Annotated in this window: 22 protein-coding genes; 11 read left to right on the plus strand and 11 right to left on the minus strand. The window is 72.9% G+C overall.

Annotated elements, in window-relative coordinates; translation table 11 throughout:
- Window positions 1–85 precede the first annotated feature (85 nt).
- The gene (locus ACZ5NW_RS32225) at window positions 86–493 is read left to right on the plus strand and encodes a CoA-binding protein (protein WP_468747531.1); all 408 of its coding nucleotides are present in this window, start codon (window positions 86–88) and stop codon (window positions 491–493) included.
- 21 nt (window positions 494–514) lie between these two features.
- On the opposite strand, the gene ACZ5NW_RS32230 is transcribed toward ACZ5NW_RS32225, so the two are convergent.
- Window positions 515–874 carry an ArsR/SmtB family transcription factor gene (locus ACZ5NW_RS32230; RefSeq protein ID WP_468747532.1) on the minus strand — a complete coding sequence of 120 codons (360 nt, stop codon included), beginning with the start codon at window positions 872–874 and terminating at the stop codon, window positions 515–517.
- 62 nt (window positions 875–936) lie between these two features.
- Between ACZ5NW_RS32230 and ACZ5NW_RS32235 the strand changes: the two genes are divergently transcribed.
- Window positions 937–2,112, plus strand: a complete 1,176-nt coding sequence (locus ACZ5NW_RS32235; RefSeq protein ID WP_468747533.1) for a cation diffusion facilitator family transporter — start codon at window positions 937–939, stop codon at window positions 2,110–2,112.
- A 16-nt stretch (window positions 2,113–2,128) separates the two neighbouring features.
- On the opposite strand, the gene ACZ5NW_RS32240 is transcribed toward ACZ5NW_RS32235, so the two are convergent.
- Window positions 2,129–2,686: a YbaK/EbsC family protein gene (locus ACZ5NW_RS32240; RefSeq protein ID WP_468747534.1), complete on the minus strand. Its 558-nt coding sequence runs from the start codon at window positions 2,684–2,686 to the stop codon at window positions 2,129–2,131.
- Window positions 2,687–2,729: 43 nt separating this feature from the next.
- Window positions 2,730–3,302 carry a helix-turn-helix domain-containing protein gene (locus ACZ5NW_RS32245; RefSeq protein ID WP_468747535.1) on the minus strand — a complete coding sequence of 191 codons (573 nt, stop codon included), beginning with the start codon at window positions 3,300–3,302 and terminating at the stop codon, window positions 2,730–2,732.
- Between the two features lie 106 nt (window positions 3,303–3,408).
- Between ACZ5NW_RS32245 and ACZ5NW_RS32250 the strand changes: the two genes are divergently transcribed.
- Window positions 3,409–4,266: a DMT family transporter gene (locus ACZ5NW_RS32250; protein WP_468747536.1), complete on the plus strand. Its 858-nt coding sequence runs from the start codon at window positions 3,409–3,411 to the stop codon at window positions 4,264–4,266.
- A 1-nt stretch (window position 4,267) separates the two neighbouring features.
- Here ACZ5NW_RS32250 and ACZ5NW_RS32255 read toward each other — a convergent pair whose 3' ends face one another.
- On the minus strand, window positions 4,268–5,056 hold the full coding sequence (locus tag ACZ5NW_RS32255) for an acyltransferase (RefSeq protein WP_468747537.1): 789 nt from the start codon (window positions 5,054–5,056) through the stop codon (window positions 4,268–4,270).
- 79 nt (window positions 5,057–5,135) lie between these two features.
- On the opposite strand from ACZ5NW_RS32255, the gene ACZ5NW_RS32260 reads away from it, so the two are divergent.
- Window positions 5,136–5,663, plus strand: coding sequence for a gamma carbonic anhydrase family protein (locus ACZ5NW_RS32260; protein ID WP_468747538.1), 528 nt, complete (start codon window positions 5,136–5,138; stop codon window positions 5,661–5,663).
- 76 nt (window positions 5,664–5,739) lie between these two features.
- On the opposite strand, the gene ACZ5NW_RS32265 is transcribed toward ACZ5NW_RS32260, so the two are convergent.
- Window positions 5,740–6,387, minus strand: a complete 648-nt coding sequence (locus ACZ5NW_RS32265) for a DedA family protein (RefSeq protein WP_468747539.1) — start codon at window positions 6,385–6,387, stop codon at window positions 5,740–5,742.
- A gap of 174 nt (window positions 6,388–6,561) precedes the next feature.
- Window positions 6,562–8,514: an RICIN domain-containing protein gene (locus ACZ5NW_RS32270; protein WP_468747540.1), complete on the minus strand. Its 1,953-nt coding sequence runs from the start codon at window positions 8,512–8,514 to the stop codon at window positions 6,562–6,564.
- Window positions 8,515–8,825: 311 nt separating this feature from the next.
- On the opposite strand from ACZ5NW_RS32270, the gene galU reads away from it, so the two are divergent.
- The gene (gene galU, locus ACZ5NW_RS32275) at window positions 8,826–9,767 is read left to right on the plus strand and encodes a UTP--glucose-1-phosphate uridylyltransferase GalU (RefSeq protein ID WP_468747541.1); all 942 of its coding nucleotides are present in this window, start codon (window positions 8,826–8,828) and stop codon (window positions 9,765–9,767) included.
- A 138-nt stretch (window positions 9,768–9,905) separates the two neighbouring features.
- Here the strand turns inward: galU and ACZ5NW_RS32280 are convergent, their stop codons facing one another.
- Window positions 9,906–10,343: a DUF4442 domain-containing protein gene (locus tag ACZ5NW_RS32280; protein ID WP_468747607.1), complete on the minus strand. Its 438-nt coding sequence runs from the start codon at window positions 10,341–10,343 to the stop codon at window positions 9,906–9,908.
- An 86-nt stretch (window positions 10,344–10,429) separates the two neighbouring features.
- On the opposite strand from ACZ5NW_RS32280, the gene ACZ5NW_RS32285 reads away from it, so the two are divergent.
- The 3 genes from ACZ5NW_RS32285 (at window position 10,430) to ACZ5NW_RS32295 (ending at window position 13,947) form a co-directional block, all read left to right on the plus strand.
- The gene (locus tag ACZ5NW_RS32285; protein ID WP_468747542.1) at window positions 10,430–11,401 is read left to right on the plus strand and encodes a DUF8017 domain-containing protein; all 972 of its coding nucleotides are present in this window, start codon (window positions 10,430–10,432) and stop codon (window positions 11,399–11,401) included.
- 136 nt (window positions 11,402–11,537) lie between these two features.
- The gene (locus ACZ5NW_RS32290; protein WP_468747543.1) at window positions 11,538–12,581 is read left to right on the plus strand and encodes a DUF8017 domain-containing protein; all 1,044 of its coding nucleotides are present in this window, start codon (window positions 11,538–11,540) and stop codon (window positions 12,579–12,581) included.
- Between the two features lie 61 nt (window positions 12,582–12,642).
- Window positions 12,643–13,947, plus strand: coding sequence for an MFS transporter (locus ACZ5NW_RS32295; RefSeq protein WP_468747544.1), 1,305 nt, complete (start codon window positions 12,643–12,645; stop codon window positions 13,945–13,947).
- On the opposite strand, the gene ACZ5NW_RS32300 is transcribed toward ACZ5NW_RS32295, so the two are convergent.
- The gene (locus ACZ5NW_RS32300; protein WP_468747545.1) at window positions 13,909–14,754 is read right to left on the minus strand and encodes a spermidine synthase; all 846 of its coding nucleotides are present in this window, start codon (window positions 14,752–14,754) and stop codon (window positions 13,909–13,911) included. The two genes, ACZ5NW_RS32295 and ACZ5NW_RS32300, sit on opposite strands and share 39 nt — an antisense overlap.
- 117 nt (window positions 14,755–14,871) lie before the next feature.
- On the minus strand, window positions 14,872–16,041 hold the full coding sequence (gene tuf / locus ACZ5NW_RS32305) for an elongation factor Tu (protein WP_468747546.1): 1,170 nt from the start codon (window positions 16,039–16,041) through the stop codon (window positions 14,872–14,874).
- Between the two features lie 364 nt (window positions 16,042–16,405).
- Between tuf and ACZ5NW_RS32310 the strand changes: the two genes are divergently transcribed.
- Entirely contained in the window at window positions 16,406–17,191 is a 786-nt protein-coding gene (locus ACZ5NW_RS32310; protein ID WP_468747547.1) for a TVP38/TMEM64 family protein, read from the plus strand.
- 37 nt (window positions 17,192–17,228) lie between these two features.
- On the opposite strand, the gene ACZ5NW_RS32315 is transcribed toward ACZ5NW_RS32310, so the two are convergent.
- Entirely contained in the window at window positions 17,229–18,398 is a 1,170-nt protein-coding gene (locus ACZ5NW_RS32315; RefSeq protein ID WP_468747548.1) for a thiolase family protein, read from the minus strand.
- A gap of 93 nt (window positions 18,399–18,491) precedes the next feature.
- Between ACZ5NW_RS32315 and ACZ5NW_RS32320 the strand changes: the two genes are divergently transcribed.
- Window positions 18,492–18,962 carry a winged helix-turn-helix transcriptional regulator gene (locus ACZ5NW_RS32320; RefSeq protein WP_468747549.1) on the plus strand — a complete coding sequence of 157 codons (471 nt, stop codon included), beginning with the start codon at window positions 18,492–18,494 and terminating at the stop codon, window positions 18,960–18,962.
- Here the strand turns inward: ACZ5NW_RS32320 and ACZ5NW_RS32325 are convergent.
- A complete protein-coding gene (locus ACZ5NW_RS32325; RefSeq protein WP_468747550.1) occupies window positions 18,949–19,743 on the minus strand; it encodes an alpha/beta fold hydrolase in 795 nt (264 codons plus the stop codon). The two genes, ACZ5NW_RS32320 and ACZ5NW_RS32325, sit on opposite strands and share 14 nt — an antisense overlap.
- Window positions 19,744–19,916: 173 nt before the next feature.
- On the opposite strand from ACZ5NW_RS32325, the gene ACZ5NW_RS32330 reads away from it, so the two are divergent.
- A complete protein-coding gene (locus tag ACZ5NW_RS32330) occupies window positions 19,917–20,792 on the plus strand; it encodes an undecaprenyl-diphosphate phosphatase (RefSeq protein ID WP_468747551.1) in 876 nt (291 codons plus the stop codon).
- Window positions 20,793–20,895: the final 103 nt, after the last annotated feature.

Genomic DNA, 20,895 nt, shown 5'->3' on the forward strand with positions numbered 1-20,895 from the left:
GCGGCGGCGCCGGAAGAAGGGCCCCCCGTCCGCTGTTGTGCCTGAGGACAGCGCACGCTTCACGAAGGCCCCCAGGAGGCACCCGGTGCACGGCGACGACGCGACGGTCCGCAGGATCCTCACCGACCTCGGCGACACATGGGCCGTGGTGGGCCTGTCGTCGAACCGCGCCCGGGCGGCGTACGGCGTCGCCCAGGTGCTCCAGCGCTACGGCAAGCGGATCGTCCCGGTCCACCCCAAGGCGGAGTCGGTGCACGGCGAGAAGGGCTACGCCTCCCTCGCGGACATCCCCTTCGACGTGGACGTCGTCGACGTGTTCGTGAACAGCCGCCTCGCCGGGGCCGTGGCCGACGAGGCGGTCGCCCAGGGCGCGAAGGCGGTGTGGTTCCAGCTCGGCGTGATCGACGAGGAGGCCTACGACCGCACGCGTGCCGCCGGCCTGGAGATGGTGATGAACCGCTGCCCGGCGATCGAGATCCCCCTGCTGCCCTGACCGCGGCGCCCTCGACCCGGCTCAGTCGTGGACCGGGCGGTCGGCGAGGCGGTGGTCGGCCACGTTCAGCGCCTCGTCGACCAGGCGGCGCAGATGCCCGTCGCGCAGGGCGTAGATCACCCGGCGTCCCTCCTTGCGGGTGCTCACCAGTCCGGCCAGCCGCAGCCGCGCCAGGTGCTGGCTGACCGCCGGGCGTGCCGCCCCGCACGCCTCGGTCAGGGTGCCCACGTCGGCCTCGTCCGTCATCAGCGCGTGCAGCAGGGCGAGCCGGGTGCGGTCGCCGAGGAGGGCGAGGATCTCGGCCGCGAGGGCGAGCTGCTCCTCGCCGGGGGTGCGCGGGTGCGCATCGTGCGCAGGTGATAGGTGCATGCGTGCGCTCATACGCACATAATGGCGCCGCGGACGGGAACACGTCCACCGGGGCCCACCGGAAGGGGAGCGCAGTGAGCGAGCACCACCACGGTCGTCACGATCACCCGTACCGACACGGACCCGCCGACCAACGCCTCGGCCGCCGACACCCCGACGAACCCGCCGACCCGCACGACGATCACCGGCACCCCCACCAGCCCGCCGACCCGCACCACGACCACTCACACCCCCACCCGCACCACCGCCACCCCCACGAACCCCTCAGCCCGCGTCGCCGGCTCGCGCACCTCCTCACCCCGCATTCCCACGAGAGCGCCGACAAGCTCGACTCCGCGCTGGAGTCCTCGGCGCGGGGCATGCGGGCGCTCTGGGTGTCGCTGGCCGTGCTGGGCGGGACCGCGCTCGCGCAGGCGGCGGTCGTGGTCCTGTCCGGGTCGGTGGCGCTGCTCGGCGACACGGTGCACAACGCGGCGGACGCGCTGACCGCCGTCCCCCTGGGGATCGCCTTCGTGCTGGGCCGGCGGGCGGCCACGCGCCGCTTCACCTACGGCTACGGGCGGGCGGAGGACCTGGCGGGGATCGCGATCGTGCTGACGATCGCCGCGTCCGCGGCCTTCGCGGGCTGGACGGCGGCGGTACGGCTGCTGGACCCGCGCCCGGTCGAACACGTTCCGGTGGTCGCGGTGGCCGCCGTGGTCGGGTTCGCCGGCAACGAGTGGGTGGCCCGCCACCGTATCCGCGTCGGCCGGGAGATCGGCTCGGCCGCACTGGTCGCGGACGGACTGCACGCCCGCACCGACGGGTTCACCTCGCTGGCGGTGCTGCTGGGCGCCGCGGGGTCGGCGCTGGGCTTCCACCTCGCCGACCCGCTCGTCGGTCTGGCGATCACGGCGGCGATCGCCCTGGTGCTGCGGGACGCGGCGCGCGAGGTCGTCCGGCGGCTGATGGACGCCGTCGACCCGGAGCTCACCGAGCGCGCCGAGCGGGCGGTGCGCGAGGTCGAAGGGGTGTGCGCGGTGGGCGAGTTGCGGCTGCGCTGGATCGGGCACCGGCTGCGCGCCGAGGTGGCGGTCGTGGTGGACGGCGAGGCGACGGTCCGGCAGGCCCACGCCATCACGGTGGACGCCGAGCACGCCCTGCTGCACGCCGTGCCCCGGCTGACGGCCGCCCTGGTGCACGCGGATCCGGCGCCCGCACCGGGCGAGGCGGACCCGCACCTGGCGCTGGCGCACCACAGCACCCCGTAGAACCGCCGTCCGGGGCTCAGGCCGTGCCGAGCCCCTCCAGCACCACGGCGCCGGGCAGTTCGGCGAACGCCTTGCCCGGCACCAGCAGTTTGCCGCGCCTGCGCCCGCTGCCGATCAGTACCCAGGGCAGGTCGACGACCGCCGAGTCGACCAACAGCGGCCAGGACTCGGGCAGTCCGATCGGGGTGATGCCGCCGTACTCCATGCCGCTCTCCCCGGTCGCCGTGTCCATCGGGGCGAACGACGCCTTGCGCGCTCCGAGTTGGCGCCGTACGACACCGTTGACGTCGACACGCGTGGTGGACAGCACCAGACAGGCGGCGAGCGTGGCCCCGCCGCCCCGCTTGCCGGCCACGACCACGCAGTTCGCGGAGCGCTCCAGCAGGTCCCGGCCGTAGTGCTCCACGAAGACGGCCGTGTCGGCCCACAGCGGGTCGGTGTCGACGTAGAGGATCTGGTCGACGGGGACGCTGCCGCTCCAGCGGCGGACGGCGTCGGCGACCGGGGCGGTCAGCTCGTCGAGGCAGTCGGGGGCGGGGGTGGCGGTGTCGAATGCTCCGATCGGTGCGCGCATGGCCGCACCGTAACAGCCGTGGGGCGGCCCGGGTCGGGGCGTCTCAGCGCACCGGCGGGACCGAGACCGCCATGACCATCGCCATCGGCTCGTCGACCTCATTGCCGTAGACGTGCGGGGTGTTGGCCTCGAAGGAGGCGCTCGCTCCGGCGGGGACGCGGTGGTCCGTCCCGTCGACGGTGAGGGTCAGCTCCCCCGAGAGGACGTGCACGATCTCGACCGTGCCGGCCGGGTGGGGGTCGGAGGGGCTGCGGTCGCCCGGCATCAGCCGCCAGTCCCACATCTCCAGCGGGCTGGGGGCCTCGGCGCCCGCGAGGAGCCTGCTGTAGCTGCCGGCGTCCGTGTGCCACAGCCGGACGGCCTGCTCGTCGGTGACGATCCGGACCCGCGCCTCCTGCTCGTAGTCGAGGAGCGTGGTGATGCTGACGCCGAGGGCGTCGCCGATCTTCACGATCGTGCCGATGCTCGGGTTCGTCCGGGCCTGTTCGATCTGGATGAGCATGCCGCGGCTGACGCCGGCACGGGTGGCGAGCACGTCCAGCGTGAAACCGCGCACCGCCCGCCAGTGCTTGACGTTGCGCGCCAGGGACTGGGTCAGCAGGTCGAGGTCCGACACGATTCGTCCAATTCCGGAGTCCAATATTCTGGATGACAGAGTTCAGCGTCCTGAACTACGGTGGGGTGCACCTGATCGTGCACCGAACTGTACTGCGAGGCGAGCCGTGACAGCATTCTTCGCCCTGGCCACCAGCCTGCTCTGGGGCCTCGCCGACTTCGGCGGCGGCCTGCTGACCCGACGCGTCCCGGCCCTCACCGTGGTGGTGGTCTCCCAGGGCATCGCCGCCGTGGTGCTCGGCGCGATCGTGGTGGCGACCGGCGGCTGGAGCGAGGCGGGACCGCGCCTGTGGTTCGCGGTCGCGGCGGGCCTGGTGGGCCCGGTCGCCCTGCTCTGCTTCTACGAGGCGCTGGCGCTCGGCCCCATGGGCGTGGTCTCCCCGCTGGCCACCCTCAGCGTGGCCGTACCGGTGGGCGTCGGGCTGTTCCTCGGCGAACGGCCGGGGCTGGTCCAGGTCGCCGGGATCGCGGTCGCCGTCGGCGGTGTCGTCCTCGCGGGCGGGCCCCAGCTGCGCGGTGCTCCGGTGCAGCGGCGGGCCATCCTGCTCACCCTGGTCGCGGCGCTCGGCTTCGGCACGGTGTTCGTCCTGGTCACCGAGGCGTCCAGTACGGTCACGGGTCTCTTCCTGGCCCTGTTCGTCCAGCGCGCGGTGAACCTGCTCGCGGGTGGCACCGCCCTGTTGGTCTCCGTGCGGCGGGGCACGGCGGTACTGCCCGAGAGCGGATTCCCGTGGGCCTCGCTGCCCGCGCTGGGCTTCGTGGGGCTGGCCGACGTGGCGGCGAACGGCACCTACGCGGTGGCCGCGCAGCACGGCCCGGTCACCGTGGCCGCGGTGCTCGCCTCGCTGTACCCGGTGGTGACCGCGCTGGCCGCGCGCGGATTCCTGCGGGAGCGGCTGCGGGCGGTGCAGGCGGCGGGGGCGGGCCTGGCGCTGGTCGGGACCGTACTGCTGGCGACGGGCTGAGTCAGCCCAGCTCCGCCAGCCGGGCCACCGCCTCGTCGTCCAACTCCGAGAGCGCGACCAGCTGATCGGAGGTGACGCCGTCCGGTATCGGCACCGGCGCCGGGGTGCGCAGCGGCGGCTGCCAGCCCTCCTCGGGTGTCCAGCGCCGTACGACCTTCGCGGGCGCGCCCGCGACCACCGCATGGTCGGGCACGGTCCCCCGCACCACGGCCCCGGCGGCCACGACCACGTTCCGGCCGATCCGGGCGCCCGGCAGGATCACCGCACCGGTTCCGATCCAGCAGCCCGGCCCGATCTCCACGGGCTCCATGCGCGGCCACTGCTTGCCTATGGGCTGGTGCGGATCGTCGTAGGAGTGGTTGGTGGACGTGACGTAGACGTAGGGCCCGAAGTAGCAGTCGTTGCCGATGGTGACCGTCGTGTCGGCGATGACGTGGCTGCCGCGGCCCAGGACGACGCCGTCGCCGATGCGCAGGATCGGGTCGGGGCCGAGGTCCAGGTCGGGCATGAGGCCGGCGGTCAGGGTGACCTGTTCGGCGATGATGCAGTACGAGCCGAGGTGGATCCACGGCTCGCCGAAGACCGTGCCGAGCGGGAAGGCCAGCCGGGTGGCCTCGCCGATCGAGCCGAAGCGGAGGCGGCCGGGGCGTTCGGCGGTCACGGAACCCGTGCGCTGCACCCAGGCCCAGCCCGCGTGGACGGCACGCTGCGCCAGACGACGGCGCCAGGATGAGAACGTGTTCTTGCGCTTCGGCACCCGCTCACCGTACTCAGCGGGCGCGGCGACCATGACGCCGAAACCCTGTGATCTTCGCCCTACCGGGTGGCGTACGGTGCGGGAGACACCCCCGGACGGACAGGAGACGGTGATGACGCAGCGGGCACTGATCATGGGCATCGGCGGCAAGGAGCCGAGGATCGACGAGGACGCGTTCGTCGCGCCGAACGCCTCCGTGATCGGGGACGTGACCCTGGGGGCCGGGGCGAGCGTCTGGTACGGAGCCGTGGTGCGCGGTGACGTCGAGCGGATCTCGGTGGGGGCGCGGAGCAACATCCAGGACTGCTGCACGCTGCACGCGGACCCGGGCTTTCCCGTGACCATCGGCGAGCGCGTGTCCGTGGGGCACAACGCGGTGGTGCACGGGGCGACCGTCGAGGACGACTGCCTGATCGGAATGGGCGCGACCGTGCTGAACGGGGCCGTGATCGGGGCGGGTTCGCTGGTCGCCGCGCAGGCGCTGGTGCCTCAGGGGATGGTGGTGCCGCCGGGATCGCTGGTCGCCGGGGTTCCCGCCAAGGTGCGTCGGGAGCTGAGCGAGGAGGAGCGGCAGGGGATCACGCTGAACGGGACGATGTACGCGGACCTGGCGAAGGCCCATCGGGACGTTCACGAGTAGGGCCGTCCTCGGCCGGTCGCGCAGTTCCGCGCGCCCCTTTCCGGGGCGCGCTCAGTCCCCGGCTTCAGGGGCGCGCTCAGTCCGCGGCGATCGCGGGCTCGGGGTCCTTCTCGGGCGTCGTCTGCATCTTCTTCGCCCTGCGCTTCACGATCAGCATCGACGCGACGCCGATCAGGACCGCCACGCCCAGGCCGACGTACGAGAACTTCTTCAGCCAGTCCTCGGCGACGACGCCCACGTAGTAGATGACGGCCGTCGTGCCGCCCGCCCAGCAGACGCCGCCGAGGAAGTTGGCGATCAGGAACTTCCAGTACGGCATGTGCAGGACGCCGGCGAGCGGGCCCGCGAAGATGCGCAGCAGGGCGATGAACCGGCCGAAGAAGACCGCCCACATGCCCCACTTCTCGAAGGACCGCTCCGCGGTGGCCACATGGCCCTCGCCGAAGTGCTTCGGGAACTTGTTGCCGAGCCAGGCCAGCAGTGGCCGGCCGCCCTTGCGGCCGATCGCGTAGCCGATGGAGTCGCCGATCACGGCACCGGCCGTGGCGCAGGCGCCGAGGACGATCGGGTTGACGCCGGAGTGCTGCGAGGACATGAGCGCCGCCGAGACCAGGACGATCTCGCCCGGCAGCGGGATACCGAGGCTCTCCAGGCCGATGACCAGCCCCACCACGGCGTAGACGGCGGCCGGAGGCACCGTGTCGAGCCACTCCTGGACGTGCACCGCCGGTTCCTCCCGTGTCGCTCCGCTTGCCCTGCCCGGTGTGCGCCACCGGGGTCGATCGGCGCACCCGGAAAGCCTACCGGGTTGCCGGGGGCCGCCGTCGGGCCCGGGCCGGGGGGCGCCCGGTAGCCCCGGGGCACCCGCTGTAGGGGACGTCCTTTTCGCTCGGTCGGTTCACTGCCGGGCGGTCCGGACAGTGCCCGCGAGCACCGACCCCACCTTCGCGATCACGGGGTCGAGCACCTCGGCGGGTGCGACCGGCGGCGGAGGCTGCTCGCAGCAGTCCACCTGGGCCACCCGCGTGCTGTACCGCGGCTCGGGCCGCGCGGGGGCCAGGGAGGGCGGGACCGCGCCACCGGGCGGCGGAACCGTCGCCTCGGGCAGGCGCGGGGCGCCGCGCGGTACGCGCCCCTCATCGCGCGGTACCAGCCCCCCACCGCCCGGCGCCGCCCCGGCACCGGCCCCGCGCGGCTGCGGCGATCCACCTCCACCGCCCGTCCCGCTTCCCGCACCGCCGCCGGTGCCGTCCCCGGCCCGTGCCGAGTCCAAGGCCCACCGCTGCTGCGCCGAGCCGTCCCGTTCCGTCAGCACGGCATGGGCGCGGGCCGCTCCGGTCCCCGGTGCGATCACCAGCCCGCTGTCGCGCCGCAGCAGCAGTTCGCCGCGCACGGCGAGGTCGTAGAAGACCTCGCCCGAGTGGACCACGCAGCCGTCGAGGGCGACGGTGCGGCGGGCGGGGTCGGCGGCCAGGCACAGGGTCGGCGTGGCGGCGCTGCGCAGCAGTCCGTCGCCCTGGTACGACCACTGCTGCGACCCGGCGTCCGAGCACTGCGCCAGCACGGCGGGCGCACCGGCCTCGGCGCGGCCGCCCTCGGTGTCGAGGCACAGCCCGTCGGCCGTGGCGCGCAGCCTGCCGTGGGCGACGTCGGCGCCCTGCGCGGCGGCGGAGGTGGCGGAACCGACGGGGGTGCCGGTCCCGCCGACGGGGGCGCCCCAGGTGGCGGAGGGTCCCGGGACACCGTTGTCATCGGACCAACCGCGAGCCACGAGGACGGTGGCGAGGAGAGCGAGGGAGGTCAGTCCGACGCCGACGAGCACGGCCGTGCCGCGCCGACCGGACAGCACGGCGAGCGGAGTGCCGGGCAGGCCGCGGTGGCGGCCGGGGGTCGGGCGCGATGCCGTGCGGTCACCGGGGGCCGGTGGCCATGCCCTACGGCCGCCGGGGGTTGGGCGCCATGCCGTGCGACCACCGGGGGCCGGGCGCGGTGTCGGGCGGGCGCCGGGGGCTCCCTCGGCTGCGGTGCGGCCGGGGCGGGAGGCGAGGTAGCGACCGGCGCCCCAGCCGAGCACGGCCTCGGCGAGCAGGATGCCCAACGCGTCGTCGAAATGGCTGAGTTGCTCGGCGGTGTGCCGGCAGTGGCGGCACCGGGCGAGATGGTCGCGGACATCGGGCAACAGGTTCCCGCCGCGGCGCAGGGGAATGTCGAGCAGGCGGTGGTAGAAGCGGCATTCCGGAGTCGGCGCGAGGTCGAGGTGGACGCGCAGACAGCGCGTCCGGAATTGTTCGCGGGCCTGTTCCAGTCCGGCCGTCGCGGTGGGGGTGTCCACGCCCAGCAGACCGGCCGGTACGGATATGGGCTCGGATTCCACCTCCGTGTGCCACAAGAGGCATTGAGAGGCCGCCGGAAGGGATTGGAATGCGCCTTCGGCGACACGTCGCCTTTCCGGGGTGCCGGTACGGGCCGCGCGCAGGCCACGGGCGCCGATGGTTTTGCCGAGCGCGGGGAGTTCGGCGGGAACTCCGGCCGCTCCGGCCCATGCGCGAACCGTGTCGCGGACGGCGACGAGGAGCTGGGGGCGCAGAGCGCCGCCGGTCCTGCCGCTCTCCAGCCGGCCGAGCACCTCGTGGACGGCCGCGGCGGCCACGAGCTGCGCCGCCGGTCCGGAATCGGCGAGGCAGACGGTGGCGTAGTCGTAGGCGGATCGCCAGTGCCGGGAGAGCAGGAGCGCCACGGCGGGGGCGCCGTCGTCCGTGGCGAGCCGCGCGGCGAGATCACGGTCGGACGCGGCCGGCGGGCGGCCGGGCCTCGGGGGATACGGCGGGTGTGGGGGGTTGGGCGAATGCACGGAACCATTTCCTTCCAAGCCGGCGGACCGCGAGCGATAAACGGGTCCGCCGGAAAAGCAGGCGAGTGATTGGTGCCTACCTGTGCGCGTACGTAGGCGCGTCCCGTGGGGGGGGTGGCTCACCTTGGCACACGGGTCTCACAGGAAACAAGGAGTTCGGGTGACCCAAGGTCAACATGAGTCGGCGCCGGTCGAGTTACCGGCGGTATCCCGACTGGAATTCCGGGCGGTTCACCTATTCCGGGCGGTCCACAGGATTCTCCGATCCCGCTCTCGGGTTACTCCCAACCAGGTGCGCCACGCTGTCCCGCATGAACGCCCCCCACTCCACGACCCCGAAGCCGACACCCGTGGTGCGCAAGGCGGTTGTCCCGGCCGCCGGCCTGGGCACGCGTTTCCTCCCCGCCACCAAGGCGACCCCGAAGGAGATGCTGCCGGTGGTCGACAAGCCCGCCATCCAGTACGTCGTGGAGGAGGCGGCCGCGGCCGGTCTCGACGACATCCTGATGGTGACGGGCCGTCACAAACGGGCGATCGAGGACCACTTCGACCACGCCTTCGAACTGGAACAGGCGCTCGCCGCCAAGGGCGACACCGTGCGGCTCGACGCGGTGCGCGACCCCGCACGGCTCGCCGACATCCATCACATCCGCCAGGGCGACCCGCTGGGCCTCGGCCACGCGGTGCTGTGCGCCAAGCACCATGTGGGGAACCAGCCCTTCGCCGTCCTGCTCGGCGACGACCTGATCGACGCGCGCGAGACGCTGCTCAGCCGGATGCTGGACGTGCGCGACCGGTTCGGGGGCAGCGTGGTCGCCCTCATGGAGGTACCGCCGGAGCAGATCCATCTCTACGGCTGCGCGGCCGTCGCACCGTCCGGGGAGGACGGCGTGGTGCGGGTGACCGGACTGGTGGAGAAACCCTCGCGCGAGGACGCGCCGAGCCACTACGCCGTCATCGGCCGGTACGTCCTCGACCCGGCCGTCTTCGGAGTCCTGGAGCGCACCCCGCCGGGGCGGGGCGGCGAGATCCAACTGACCGACGCGCTTCAGGAGTTGGCGGCCGACGGCACGGTGCACGGGGTCGTCTTCGACGGCCTGCGCTACGACACCGGCGACAAGGCGGACTATCTGCGCACGGTGGTGCGGCTGGCCTGCGCCCGGCCCGACCTGGGGCCCGAATTCACGGCGTGGCTCAGGGAGTTCGTGGCCGGCCTGGCGGACGAGGGCGTCGGCGAACGGCTCGCGGCTTGAGGGACCTCCGGTTCGGGACGCCGGGAACACCGAGGAGCCCGGCCGGTCACACGCATTCGGCCGGGCTCCTCGTACGACGTTGGGTGCCGCCAAGCCGTCCGGCAGCCGCACCGCTCAGCCGTCAGGCAGCCGCGCCGCTCAGCCGTTGGGCCGCAGTGTCCACACCACGGTCATCTCACCCGTCACAGCCCCGTCGCCGCGCCGGATCTCGATGGTCACGGGGAACTCGGGCCGCTCCCCCGCGTCCAGCTCCGCGACGACGTCGGCGGCCGGGCGGCCCAGGGTCGCGGTCGCGGTGACGGCACCCATCGCGAGCTTCTTGTAGGCGATCTCGGCGCGCACGGCCAGCGGCACGGCGCGGGCGAGCTGGTCGCCGAAGGCGGCGAGGACGATGGCGCCGCTGGCGGACTCGCCGAGCGTGAACATCGCGCCGGCGTGCGGGCCGCCCACGTGGTTGTGGTATGGGCTCTGGTCCGGCAGAGCCACCACGGCCTTCTCGGGGGTGGTCTCCAGGAACTCCAGGTTGAGGGTCCGGGCCATGGGCACCGTGGCGGCGAGCATCTCGCCGACGGACATCTGGTCTGCGCTCATGACCGCGATGTTACCCACGAGTAGCCTCTGCCCGCCAGAGCGCTCGCATGATCGCCGTATGCTTGCCGCCCATGTGGCCAGGAGAGCAACCGCCGACGGGCGGCGGGACACCGGGGAACCAGCCGCCGAACCCGTACCAGGGGAACCAGCCCCCGAACCCCTACCAGCAGCCCGGCTACCAGCAGCCCAACCCCTACGCGCAGCAGCCGCCCGCCCCCTGGCACACGCCCCCGGCACCGGCGCCCGGCGGCGGCGGACGGCGTACCAAGGTGATCGCGCTCACGGCGGCCGCCGCGGTGGTCGTGGCCTCGGCCGTGACGGGTGCCGTGCTGGTGGGCCGCGGCGACGACGAGGCCGCACCCGGACCGACGGCCACCTCCACCTCCGCGCCGGCCTCCGCCTCCGCGTCCGCCAGTGACGCCCCGCGCGAGGGCGCGAGCCTGAAGCCGACCGTGGCCGGCTGGAAGGTCGTCGTGAACCCGGACCTCGGCGTCGCCTTCGACGTACCGCCGGCCTGGGAGGTGCAGAAGACGTCCTGGGCGTGGTGGGTCTCGGAGGACAGCGACCCCGACGAGAAGGTGCTGGTCGGCATGAAGGCCCCGGCCGTGCTGCAGTACCAGTGGTGCCTGTCCGACGACGACCGCGACGGCCGACAGGACAACACGGCGCTGGCCATCGTCGGCACCCGCGCCAACGACGGCGCGCGGTCCACGGAGGAGATCGCCCGCACCGACTCCGCGAACTGGGTCTACGGCGACTACACCCAGCCCGACCACAAGAAGGTCACGACCGGTCCGGCGACCGCCTTCACCACCGCATCCGGCCTCAGCGGCAGCGTCGCCACCTCGCGGTCCACGGGCGTGGAGAAGAAGCACAAGTGCGACTCCGACGGGAAGTCGACGACCTTCGCGTTCAAGACACCCGACGGCGACCTCGCCTCCTGGTCGTTCGCGGGCGCCAAGGGCGTCAAGGACGAGGTCTCCGACGCGACGATCCGCCAGATCCTGGCGACCGTCCGGCTGTACGAGGCGCCGAAGTCCTGATGCCGCGCTCCGGGAGGCGTCGGCCCGCGGCCGGGATTTTCGGTGCCGGATTCCTGATGGCGAATCCCGATTCGCTACCTCCCCGACGAGGACCGGTGACCGAAACGTGTCCCGGGCGGCACTAGGGTTGCTGCGCATGTGGCCAGGACAGCAGCCGCCCGGGGGAGACCAGAACCCGCAGGCGCAGAACAATCCGTACCAGCAGCCGGGATACCAGCAGCCGAATCCGTATCAGCAGCCCGGCTATCAGCAGCCCAACCCCTATGGGCAGCAACCGCAGCAGCAGGCGCCGCAGTGGGGTGCGCCGACCGTGCCGGGCGCGCCGCAGACGCAGCCGGGCGGCGGCGGGGGCGGCGGCAACCGCACGAAGCTCGTCGCGATCGTGGCGGCCTCCGCCGTCGTGGTGGCCGCCGCTGTCACGGGCGTTGTGGTGCTGGGCGGCGGCGATGACGACCAGAAGGTCGAGGGCAAGGGCAAGAGCCCGTCCCCGGCCGTGTCGTCCGCGAGCGCGCAGCCGAGCGACACGGCGTCGTCGGGCGGCGACAACCCGCGCGGCACCGAGACCGAGAAGCCGACGATCGCCGGCTGGAAGGTCGTGGTGAACCCCAAGTGGGGCATCGCCTTCGACGTGCCGGGGGACTGGGAGGTGCAGAACCCGGGCACCAGCCTCGGCTTCGAGTGGAAGGACGACAAGAAGCCCAGCGGCTACGACCAGATCCTTCAGGGCGGCAACGCCGTCTTCAAGTCCAAGTGGTGCACGGAGGACGACGACAAGGACGGCAAGACCGACGACACCTCGCTCGCCGTGGCCGGTTCCAAGGGCGCGGAGGGCGCGAAGAACACCGACGAGGTCGCCCTCAACACGCCCGCCTGGTGGGTGTTCGGCGGCTATACCCAGCCCGACAAGAAGAGCATCACCTTCGACCAGAAGGCCACGCCGTTCAAGACCGCCTCGGGCATCCAGGGCAGCTACGCCTGGGCGCAGTCGACGAACACGCCGCAGAAGGGCAAGTGCGACAGCGACGGCAAGGCGATCACGTTCGGCTTCAAGAACTCCGCGGGCGACTTCGTCTCCTTCAACCTCTACGGGGCCAAGGGCGTCAAGGACGAGGTGCCCAAGGAGACGATCATGAAGATCCTCAGCACGGTGCGACTGCACGGAGAGCCGACCCACAGCTGAGCGGGGCGTCCGGCGGGGAAACCGTTTGGCTCTTCGGGCACCGGGCGGCGATAGTCACCCGGTGAGCCCAACCGCCGACACCCGCCACCATCTGCGCCGACCCGCCTGGGCGGGCCGCAACTACAGCCTGCTGACGGCCGCCGCGTTCGTGACGAACCTCGGCAGTCAGGGAGCGCTGATCGCCGCCGCCTTCGCCGTGCTGGAGGCGGGCGGCGACGGCGGGGACGTCGGGCTGGTCGCGGCCGCGCGCACGCTGCCGCTGGTGCTGTTCCTGCTCATCGGTGGCGCGCTCGCGGACCGCTTCCCCCGGCACCGCGTGATGGTCGCGGCCAACGCGCTCAACTGTCTGTCGCAGGGCGCCTTCGCGGCGCTGGTGCTGCTGGGCGAGCCCCGGCTGTGGCAGATGATGGCGCTGACCGCGCTCGGCGGCACCGGTCAGGCGTTCTTCAGTCCGGCGGCCGAGGGCATGCTGCTGTCCTCGGTCGAGGGCGAGCAGGCCGGCCGGGCCTTCGCGGTGTTCCGGATGGCGATGCAGGGTGCGGCGCTCGGCGGGGCGGCCCTCGGCGGGGCGCTCGTCGCCGCCGTGGGCCCGGGCTGGGTGCTCGCGGCGGACGCCGCCGCCTTCGCCGTCGCCGCGGCGCTGCGCTCCTTCCTCGACGTCGGCCGCGTCCCGCCGCGCACCGAGGGCGGCGGCATGCTCGCCGATCTCCGGGACGGCTGGCGGGAGTTCAGCGGCCGGCCCTGGCTGTGGGGCATCGTCCTGCAGTTCTCGATCGCCAACGCGGTCGTGGGCGCCGCCGACGCGGTCTACGGCCCGCTCGTCGCCCGGGACCACCTGGGCGGCCCGGGCCCCTGGGGTCTCGCCCTCGGCTTCTTCGGCGGGGGCACGGTCGCCGGCGCGCTGCTGATGACCCGCTGGAAGCCGCGCCGACTGCTGCTCGCGGGCACCCTGTGCGTCTTCCCGCTGGCCTTGCCGTCCGCCGCGCTCGCCGTGCCGGTGCCGGTCGCGGTGCTGTGCGCGGTGATGTTCCTGACCGGGGTGACGGTGGAGGTCTTCGGCGTGTCCTGGATGACGGCCCTGCACCAGGAGATACCCGACGACAAGCTGTCTCGGGTCTCCGCCTACGACTGGTTCGGCTCCGTCGCTCTCGTCCCGCTGGCGACGGCGCTGGCCGGGCCGGCGGAGTCCGCGTTCGGCCGTACGGCGTCGCTGTGGGGCTGTGCCACGCTGGTCGTCGTGGTCACGGCGGCGGTGCTGTGCGTACCGGACGTACGGCATCTGACCCGACGTACGAAGCCGGTGATCCGCTCCTCGCCCGGCCCCGCGTCAGCCGATGCCGAAGGCGCCCTCGGGCGGAACGGGTGAGGGCATGGCGTCCTCGTCCCGCACGGGGCACGCGTCACCGGTGAACCGGCGCAGCCCGGGCCCGTACTCGACCCGCGCGGGGAAGGCGTCGGCGGCGGTACGGCGGGCGAGCGCCGGGATGTCGAGCGGGCGGTGGGAGGCGGCGAGCACGGCGTTGCCGAACCGCCGGCCGCGCAGCACCGCCGGTTCGGCGATGAGCACCAGTTCCTCGAACACCTCGGCGAAGGTGGCGAGCTGGGAGCGCAGGAACGGGAAGGGCGCGCCGTCGGCGAGGTTCGCCAGATAGACGCCGTCGGCGCGCAGCACCCGCCCGGCCTCGCGCGCGTAGGCCAGGGACGTGAGGTGCGCGGGCACCCGGGAGCCCCCGAAGACGTCGGCGACGAGCACGTCGGCCGAGTCGTCCGGGGCACCCTCCAGCCACTGCCGTGCGTCGCCGTGGTGCAGGGCGATCCCGGACCCCTGCGGCAGCGGCAGATGCTCGGCGACCAGATCGAGCAGTCCCCCGTCGGCCTCGACTACGTCCTGCCGTGAGCCGGGCCGGGTCGCCGCCAGATACCGGGGCAGGGTGCAGGCGCCCCCGCCCAGGTGCAGCACGTCCAGCGGCCGCCCGGCCTCGGCGACGACGTCGAGGACGTGCCCGAGCCGCTGGGCGTACTCGAACTCCAGATGGGTCGGCTCGTCGAGGTCGACGTACGACTGCGGCGCCCCGTCGACGGTGAGCAGCCAGGCCCGCTCCCGGTCCACGTCGGGCATCAGCTTGGCGGCGCCGAACTCGACGGCACGGAACACGGGGATCGCTTCGCTCACCCGTCCATTGTGCCCGTGCCGATCCGGCGGCAAGGGGCGCGGGGCCGTGCCGCTCTGCGGCTCCACGCCCGGGCGCGACCAGCCACAACGGCCCGCGGCACCCCGCGCCCCTCGACCTCACTCGACGGAGGTCACGGTCCCCGCCCCCACCGTGCGTCCGCCCTCGCGGACGGCGAAACCGAGGCCCGGCTCCAGCGGAATCTCCCGCCCCAGCTCGACGGTCATGGTCACCGTCTCCCCCGGCCGGGCGGCGCCCGCCTCACCGAGGTCGACTTCCCCGACCACGTCCGCCGTACGGATGTAGAACTGCGGCCGGTACCCGGTGACGACCGGCGTCGTACGCCCGCCCTCACGCGCGGACAGCACATACACCTGCGCGGCGAACCGCCGTCGCGGAGCGACGCTCCCCGGCGCCGCCACGACATGCCCACGTCGTACGGCGTCCCGTGGCACGCCCCTCAGCAGCAGCGCCACATTGTCCCCGGCCTGCGCCTCCTCCATGGGCTTGCCGAACGTCTCCAGACCGGTGACCACGCTCTCCAGCCCGGCGCCGAGCAGCTCGACCCGGTCACCGACCCGGACCGTGCCCCGCTCCACCGCGCCGGTGACGACCGTGCCCCGGCCGGTGATGGTGAGCACGTTCTCCACGGGCAGCAGGAAGGGCGCGTCCAGATACCGCTCCGGCATGGGCACATACGTGTCGACCGCGTCGAGCAGCGCCTCGATCGACGCCGTCCACTGGGGGTCGCCCTGCAGTGCCCTCAGCCCCGAGACCCGTACGACGGGCGCGGAGTCGCCGCCGTAGCCGTGCGCGGTGAGCAGGTCGCGCACCTCCAGTTCGACGAGGTCGGTGAGCTCCTCGTCACCGGCGTCCGCCTTGTTGAGGGCGACGACGATGTGGTCGACGCCCACCTGCCGGGCGAGCAGCACGTGTTCGGCGGTCTGCGGCATGATCCCGTCCAGCGCGGAGACGACGAGGATCGCCCCGTCGAGCTGCGCGGCGCCGGTGACCATGTTCTTGACGTAGTCGGCGTGGCCCGGCATGTCCACGTGGGCGTAGTGCCGGGTGTCGGTCTCGTACTCGACGTGCGCGATGTTGATGGTGATGCCGCGGGCGGCCTCCTCCGGGGCGCGGTCGATGCGGTCGAAGGGCACGAAGGTGCCGGCGCCGCGGTCGGCGAGGACCTTGGTGATGGCGGCGGTCAGGGTGGTCTTGCCGTGGTCGACATGACCCATCGTGCCGATGTTCAGATGCGGTTTGGTGCGGACGTACGCCGTCTTGGGCATGGCTGTACCTCGAAGTCTGCGCGGAGTGGAAGGTGGGGACCCCGGGGGACGGGCCGACCCTCCCCCTGCGGGGTCCGCCGGACGATCCGGGGAGGGTCAGCTTCGGGCGCCGTCGACTGCGGCCGGGAAGGTGAGGACGGCAGCCTTCGGAGCATCCGCGACGGCGGATGCTGCGACGACGAAGGCGTACCGGAACATGGCGTCGATCATCGCCGATGCCCTGTCCGGAGTCGAACGGTTTTTCGTGGTGCGGGAGTTGCGCCCCGATTCGGTCCCCGATGTTCTTCCGGACCCGGGTGAGCCTGTGGCGGTCGTGAGACGGACCATACGGCGATCAGACATGTCCGTCGGTTACTGTCACCGGATGCTCGATGCACCCACCCGCTCTGGGAGCACCGGCACGGCCTCTCCCCGGGCCGCCGCCTTGGAGCTCACCGTCCCCGCGACGGCGGTCGTCGTCCCCACGCCGCCGGTCGGCCTCGCCGCGCGCTGCACGCGCGTGCTGCGCTCGCCCTGGTCCCGCTTCTCACTGCTGGTCGCGCTGCTCGTGGCGGCCGCGTCCGGCGTGCTGCTCTTCGAGCCGCAACGGCTGCTCGCGGACGGCTGGCCGCCTCAACTGGGCGGCGCCGCCGCGGCTTTGGTGTTCGCGGTGGCGTACGGCCTGTGCACGGTGGCGTTCGTGCCGCGTCCGCTGCTGAATCTGGCGGGGGGCGCGTTGTTCGGCTCCCAGCTGGGCCTCGGGACGACGCTGGCGGGCACGGTGCTGGGCGCCGGCGCCGCGTTCGGCCTGGGCCGCCTGCTGGGGCAGGACGCGCTGCGGCCCCTGCTGCGGGGGCGGTGGCTGAAGGCGGCGGACGGCCAGCTCAGCCGGCACGCCTTCCGCTCGATGATGGCGGCGCGGCTGTTCCCGGGGGTGCCGTTCTGGGCGGCGAACTACTGCGCCGCCGTCTCGCGGATGCGCTGGATGCCGTTCCTGGTCGCGACCGCGCTGGGCTCCGTGCCGAACACGGCCGCGTACGTGGTGGCGGGCGCGCGGGCCTCGGCGCCGACGTCCCCGGCCTTCCTGATCGCGCTGGCCGGGATCGCCGTCCCGATGGTCGCGGGCGTCGTGGTGGCCTGGCGCAAGCGCCATCACCTGCGCGCGAAGTGACCGCTCCAGCCGTGCGGCTCAGGCCGTCGCGTTCCGCTCACACCCTTTCCACGATCATCGCGTTGGCGAGGCCGCCCGCCTCGCACATGGTCTGCAGGCCGTAGCGGGCGCCGCGTTCCCGCAGGGCGTGGACCAGGGTCGTGGTCAGCCGGGTGCCGCTGGCGCCCAGCGGGTGACCGAGGGCGATCGCGCCGCCGTGCACATTGACCTTGGCGAGATCGGCGCCGGTCTCCTGCTGCCAGGCGAGGACGACGCTGGAGAACGCCTCGTTGACCTCGAACAGGTCGATGTCGTCGAGGCGCAGGCCGGCCCTGCGCAGCACCTTCTCGGTGGCGGGGACGACGCCGGTCAGCATCAGCAGCGGGTCGGATCCGGTGACGGCGAAGCTGTGCAGCCGGGCGAGGGGGCGCAGGCCGAGGCGGGCCGCGGTCTCGCCGGACGTGATCAGCACCGCCGAGGCACCGTCGTTGACGGGGCTGGCGTTGCCGGCGGTGATGTTCCACTCGATCTGCGGGAAGCGCTCGGCGAAGGCCGGGTCGTGGTAGGCGGGCCTGAGGCCGGCGAGGATCTCGGGGGTGCTGCCGGGGCGGACGCACTCGTCGCGCGTGACGCCGTCCAGGGGTGCGACCTCGGCGTCGAAGAGGCCCTGGTCCCAGGCCGCGGCGGCCTTGCGGTGGGAGGAGACGGCGAAGTCGTCCAGCTGTGCGCGCGTGAGGGACCACTTGGCGGCGATCAGCTCGGCGCTGATGCCCTGCGGGACGAGGCCCTCGGGGTAGCGCTCGGCGATGCCGGGGCCGAAGGGGTCCTTGCCGGGCGGCACGTTGGACCACATCGGCACCCGGCTCATCGACTCGACGCCGCAGGCGACGACGAGGTCGTACGCCCCGGAGATCACGCCTTGGGCGGCGAAGTGCACGGCCTGCTGCGACGAGCCGCACTGGCGGTCCACGGTGGTCGCGGGCACGGACTCCGGGAAGCCTGCGGACAGGGCGGCGTAGCGGGTGGTGTTCATGGCCTGTTCGCCGACCTGGTCGACGGTGCCGCCGATGACGTCGTCGATCAGGGCGGGGTCGACGCCTGAGCGTTCGACGAGGGTGCGCAGGGTGTGCGCGAGGAGTTCGACGGGGTGGACGTGCGCCAGGGACCCGTTCGGCCTGCCCTTGCCGATGGGGGTGCGTACGGCTTCGACGATGACGGCGTCTCGCATGCTGCGGCCTCCACGATTACCAGTGAGTAGGAAATCCGAACTCACCATAGCTCTGTGAGTTGGAAAATCAAACCCTCCCCTAGACTGGGCGCCATGCCCGCCACGAAAGACCCCCGCCCCTGCTCCATCGCCGACACCCTGGCGCTCGTCGGCGAGAAGTACTCCCTGCTGGTCCTGCGAGAGGTGTGTCTGGGCAACGGCCGCTTCGACCAGCTGGTCCGCAACATCGGCGCCCCGCGCGACGTGCTGGCCACCCGGCTGCGGCGCCTGGTCGACGCCGGGATCCTGACCAAGCGGGTCTACAGCGAGCGCCCCCAGCGCTTCGAGTACCGGCCGACGGAGGCCGGGCTGGAGCTGGAGCCGGTCCTGATGACCCTCAAGGAGTGGGGCGACCGCCATCTGCACCCCGACGGCGACCTCCCGATGGTGGTCGAGCACCACTGCGGGAACGAGTTCGTCCCGGTCGTCACCTGCCGGGCCTGTGGCACGGAGGCCCGGCACGAGGACCTCACGGCCCACCCGCAGGCCCCGGGCTGGACGCTCTCCGGGCCTACAGCGGCATGAACCCGTGCAGGAACCGCCGCACCGCCCGGGCGAAGTCCTCCGGTGACTCCAGGGTGCTCATATGCCCCACCCCGGGCAGGACGACCAGCCGCGCGTCCCCGATCGCGCGCCGGAACGCCCGCGCCACGCTCAGCGGCGACCGCGCGTCCAGCTCGCCCCACACCAGCAGGGTCGGCACGGCGATCCGCGGCAACAGGTCCCGCTGGTCGGCCTCGGCCATCAGGAACAGCTCCCGGCCCATCGTCTCCGGGCGCACGTCCCGCGCCATGGCGTCCAGGAGCTCCGCGTACGCCTCCGGGGGACCGCCCGCGTACAGCCCCGGCACGGCCGGGTCGAACTCCTCACGCGGTACGGCGAGCATTCGCCGCGCCCCCTCCACTCGGGCCGCGACCTCCTCCGGCGGCAGCGAGCCCTTCCAGCCCGCGTAGGTGTCCACCAGGAGGAGCGTGCGCACCAGCTCGGGGTGATGCCGGTACAGCTCCAGGACGAGCGTCCCGCCCCAGGACAGCCCGGCGACATGGGCGGGCCCCAGGTCCACGTCCTCGATCACGGCGGCGAGGCAGCGTGCGAAGTCCGCGAGCGTGAAAGCGGGCGGCAAGTCCGACGACCTCCCCGCTCCCGGCTCGTCCCACGCCACGACCGTGAACTCATCGGCCAGATCGGCGAGTTGCGGCTCCCACATCCGCCCGTCCAGCCCGGCCCCGTGCACAAGGACGAGCGGCGGCCCCTCCCCCGCACGCGCATAGGCGACGTCCAGCCCACGCACCCGCACGACTGCCATGTCACCCAGGCTAGAGGCGCACTCCCCCGCTGTCGCGGTGATCGGCCCCGGCTCCGGAGCGGGTACGTGGGGACGCTAGGCTGCCCTCGGCGCACTCGATTCCTTGATCACCGAACGGTGGTCCGGTGCGCCCGTCGCCCGTTCCACGATCGGCACTTGGACTCCGTAACTTCATGTCTTGGTTTGAATCCCTCGTCCTCGGACTCGTCCAGGGGCTGACCGAGTTCCTTCCCGTCTCCTCCAGCGCGCACCTGCGGCTCACCGCGGCGTTCTCCGGCTGGAAGGACCCCGGGGCGGCCTTCACCGCGATCACCCAGATCGGCACGGAGGCCGCGGTGCTGATCTACTTCCGCAAGGACATCGGGCGGATCATCTCGGCGTGGAGCCGCTCCCTCGTCGACAAGACGATGCGCAAGGATCCGGACGCGCGGATGGGCTGGCTGGTCATCGTCGGCTCGATCCCCATCGGCCTGCTCGGCGTCACGCTCAAGGACCAGATCGAGGGGCCGTTCCGCGATCTGCGGGTCACCGCGACCATGCTGATCGTCATCGGCGTGGTGATCGGCGTCGCGGACCGGATGGCCGCGCGCGACGAGAAGGGCGGGCGGCACCGGGCGCCCAAACAGCGCAAAACACTCTCGGACCTCGGCGTGCGGGACGGCCTGATCTACGGACTGTGCCAGGCGTGCGCCCTCATCCCCGGCGTCTCCCGCTCCGGCGCGACGATCAGCGGCGGCCTGTTCATGGGCTACAAGCGGGAGGCGGCGGCCCGCTACTCCTTCCTCCTCGCGATCCCCGCGGTCCTGGCGTCCGGTGTTTTCGAGGTCAAGGACGCGATGGAGAGCGATCACGTCTCCTGGGGCCCGACGCTCTTCGCGACGGCGATCGCGTTCGGGTCGGGGTACGCGGTGATCGCATGGTTCATGAAGTACATCTCGACCAAGAGCTTCATGCCCTTCGTCTGGTACCGCGTGGCCCTCGGCATCATCCTGGTGGCCCTGGTGACGGCGGGCGCCCTGAGCCCTCACGCGGGCGAGTCGGCGGGCTGAGGCCGGCACGGGGGGCCAAGTACGGGGCCGGGCACGGCAGTTGATCGATCATTCGTGACCAAGCCCATAGTGCTTCCGTAGCGACGCGGTAGCGCGCTGTCAG

The sequence above is a fragment of the Streptomyces sp. NPDC032126 genome (assembly GCF_055580085.1).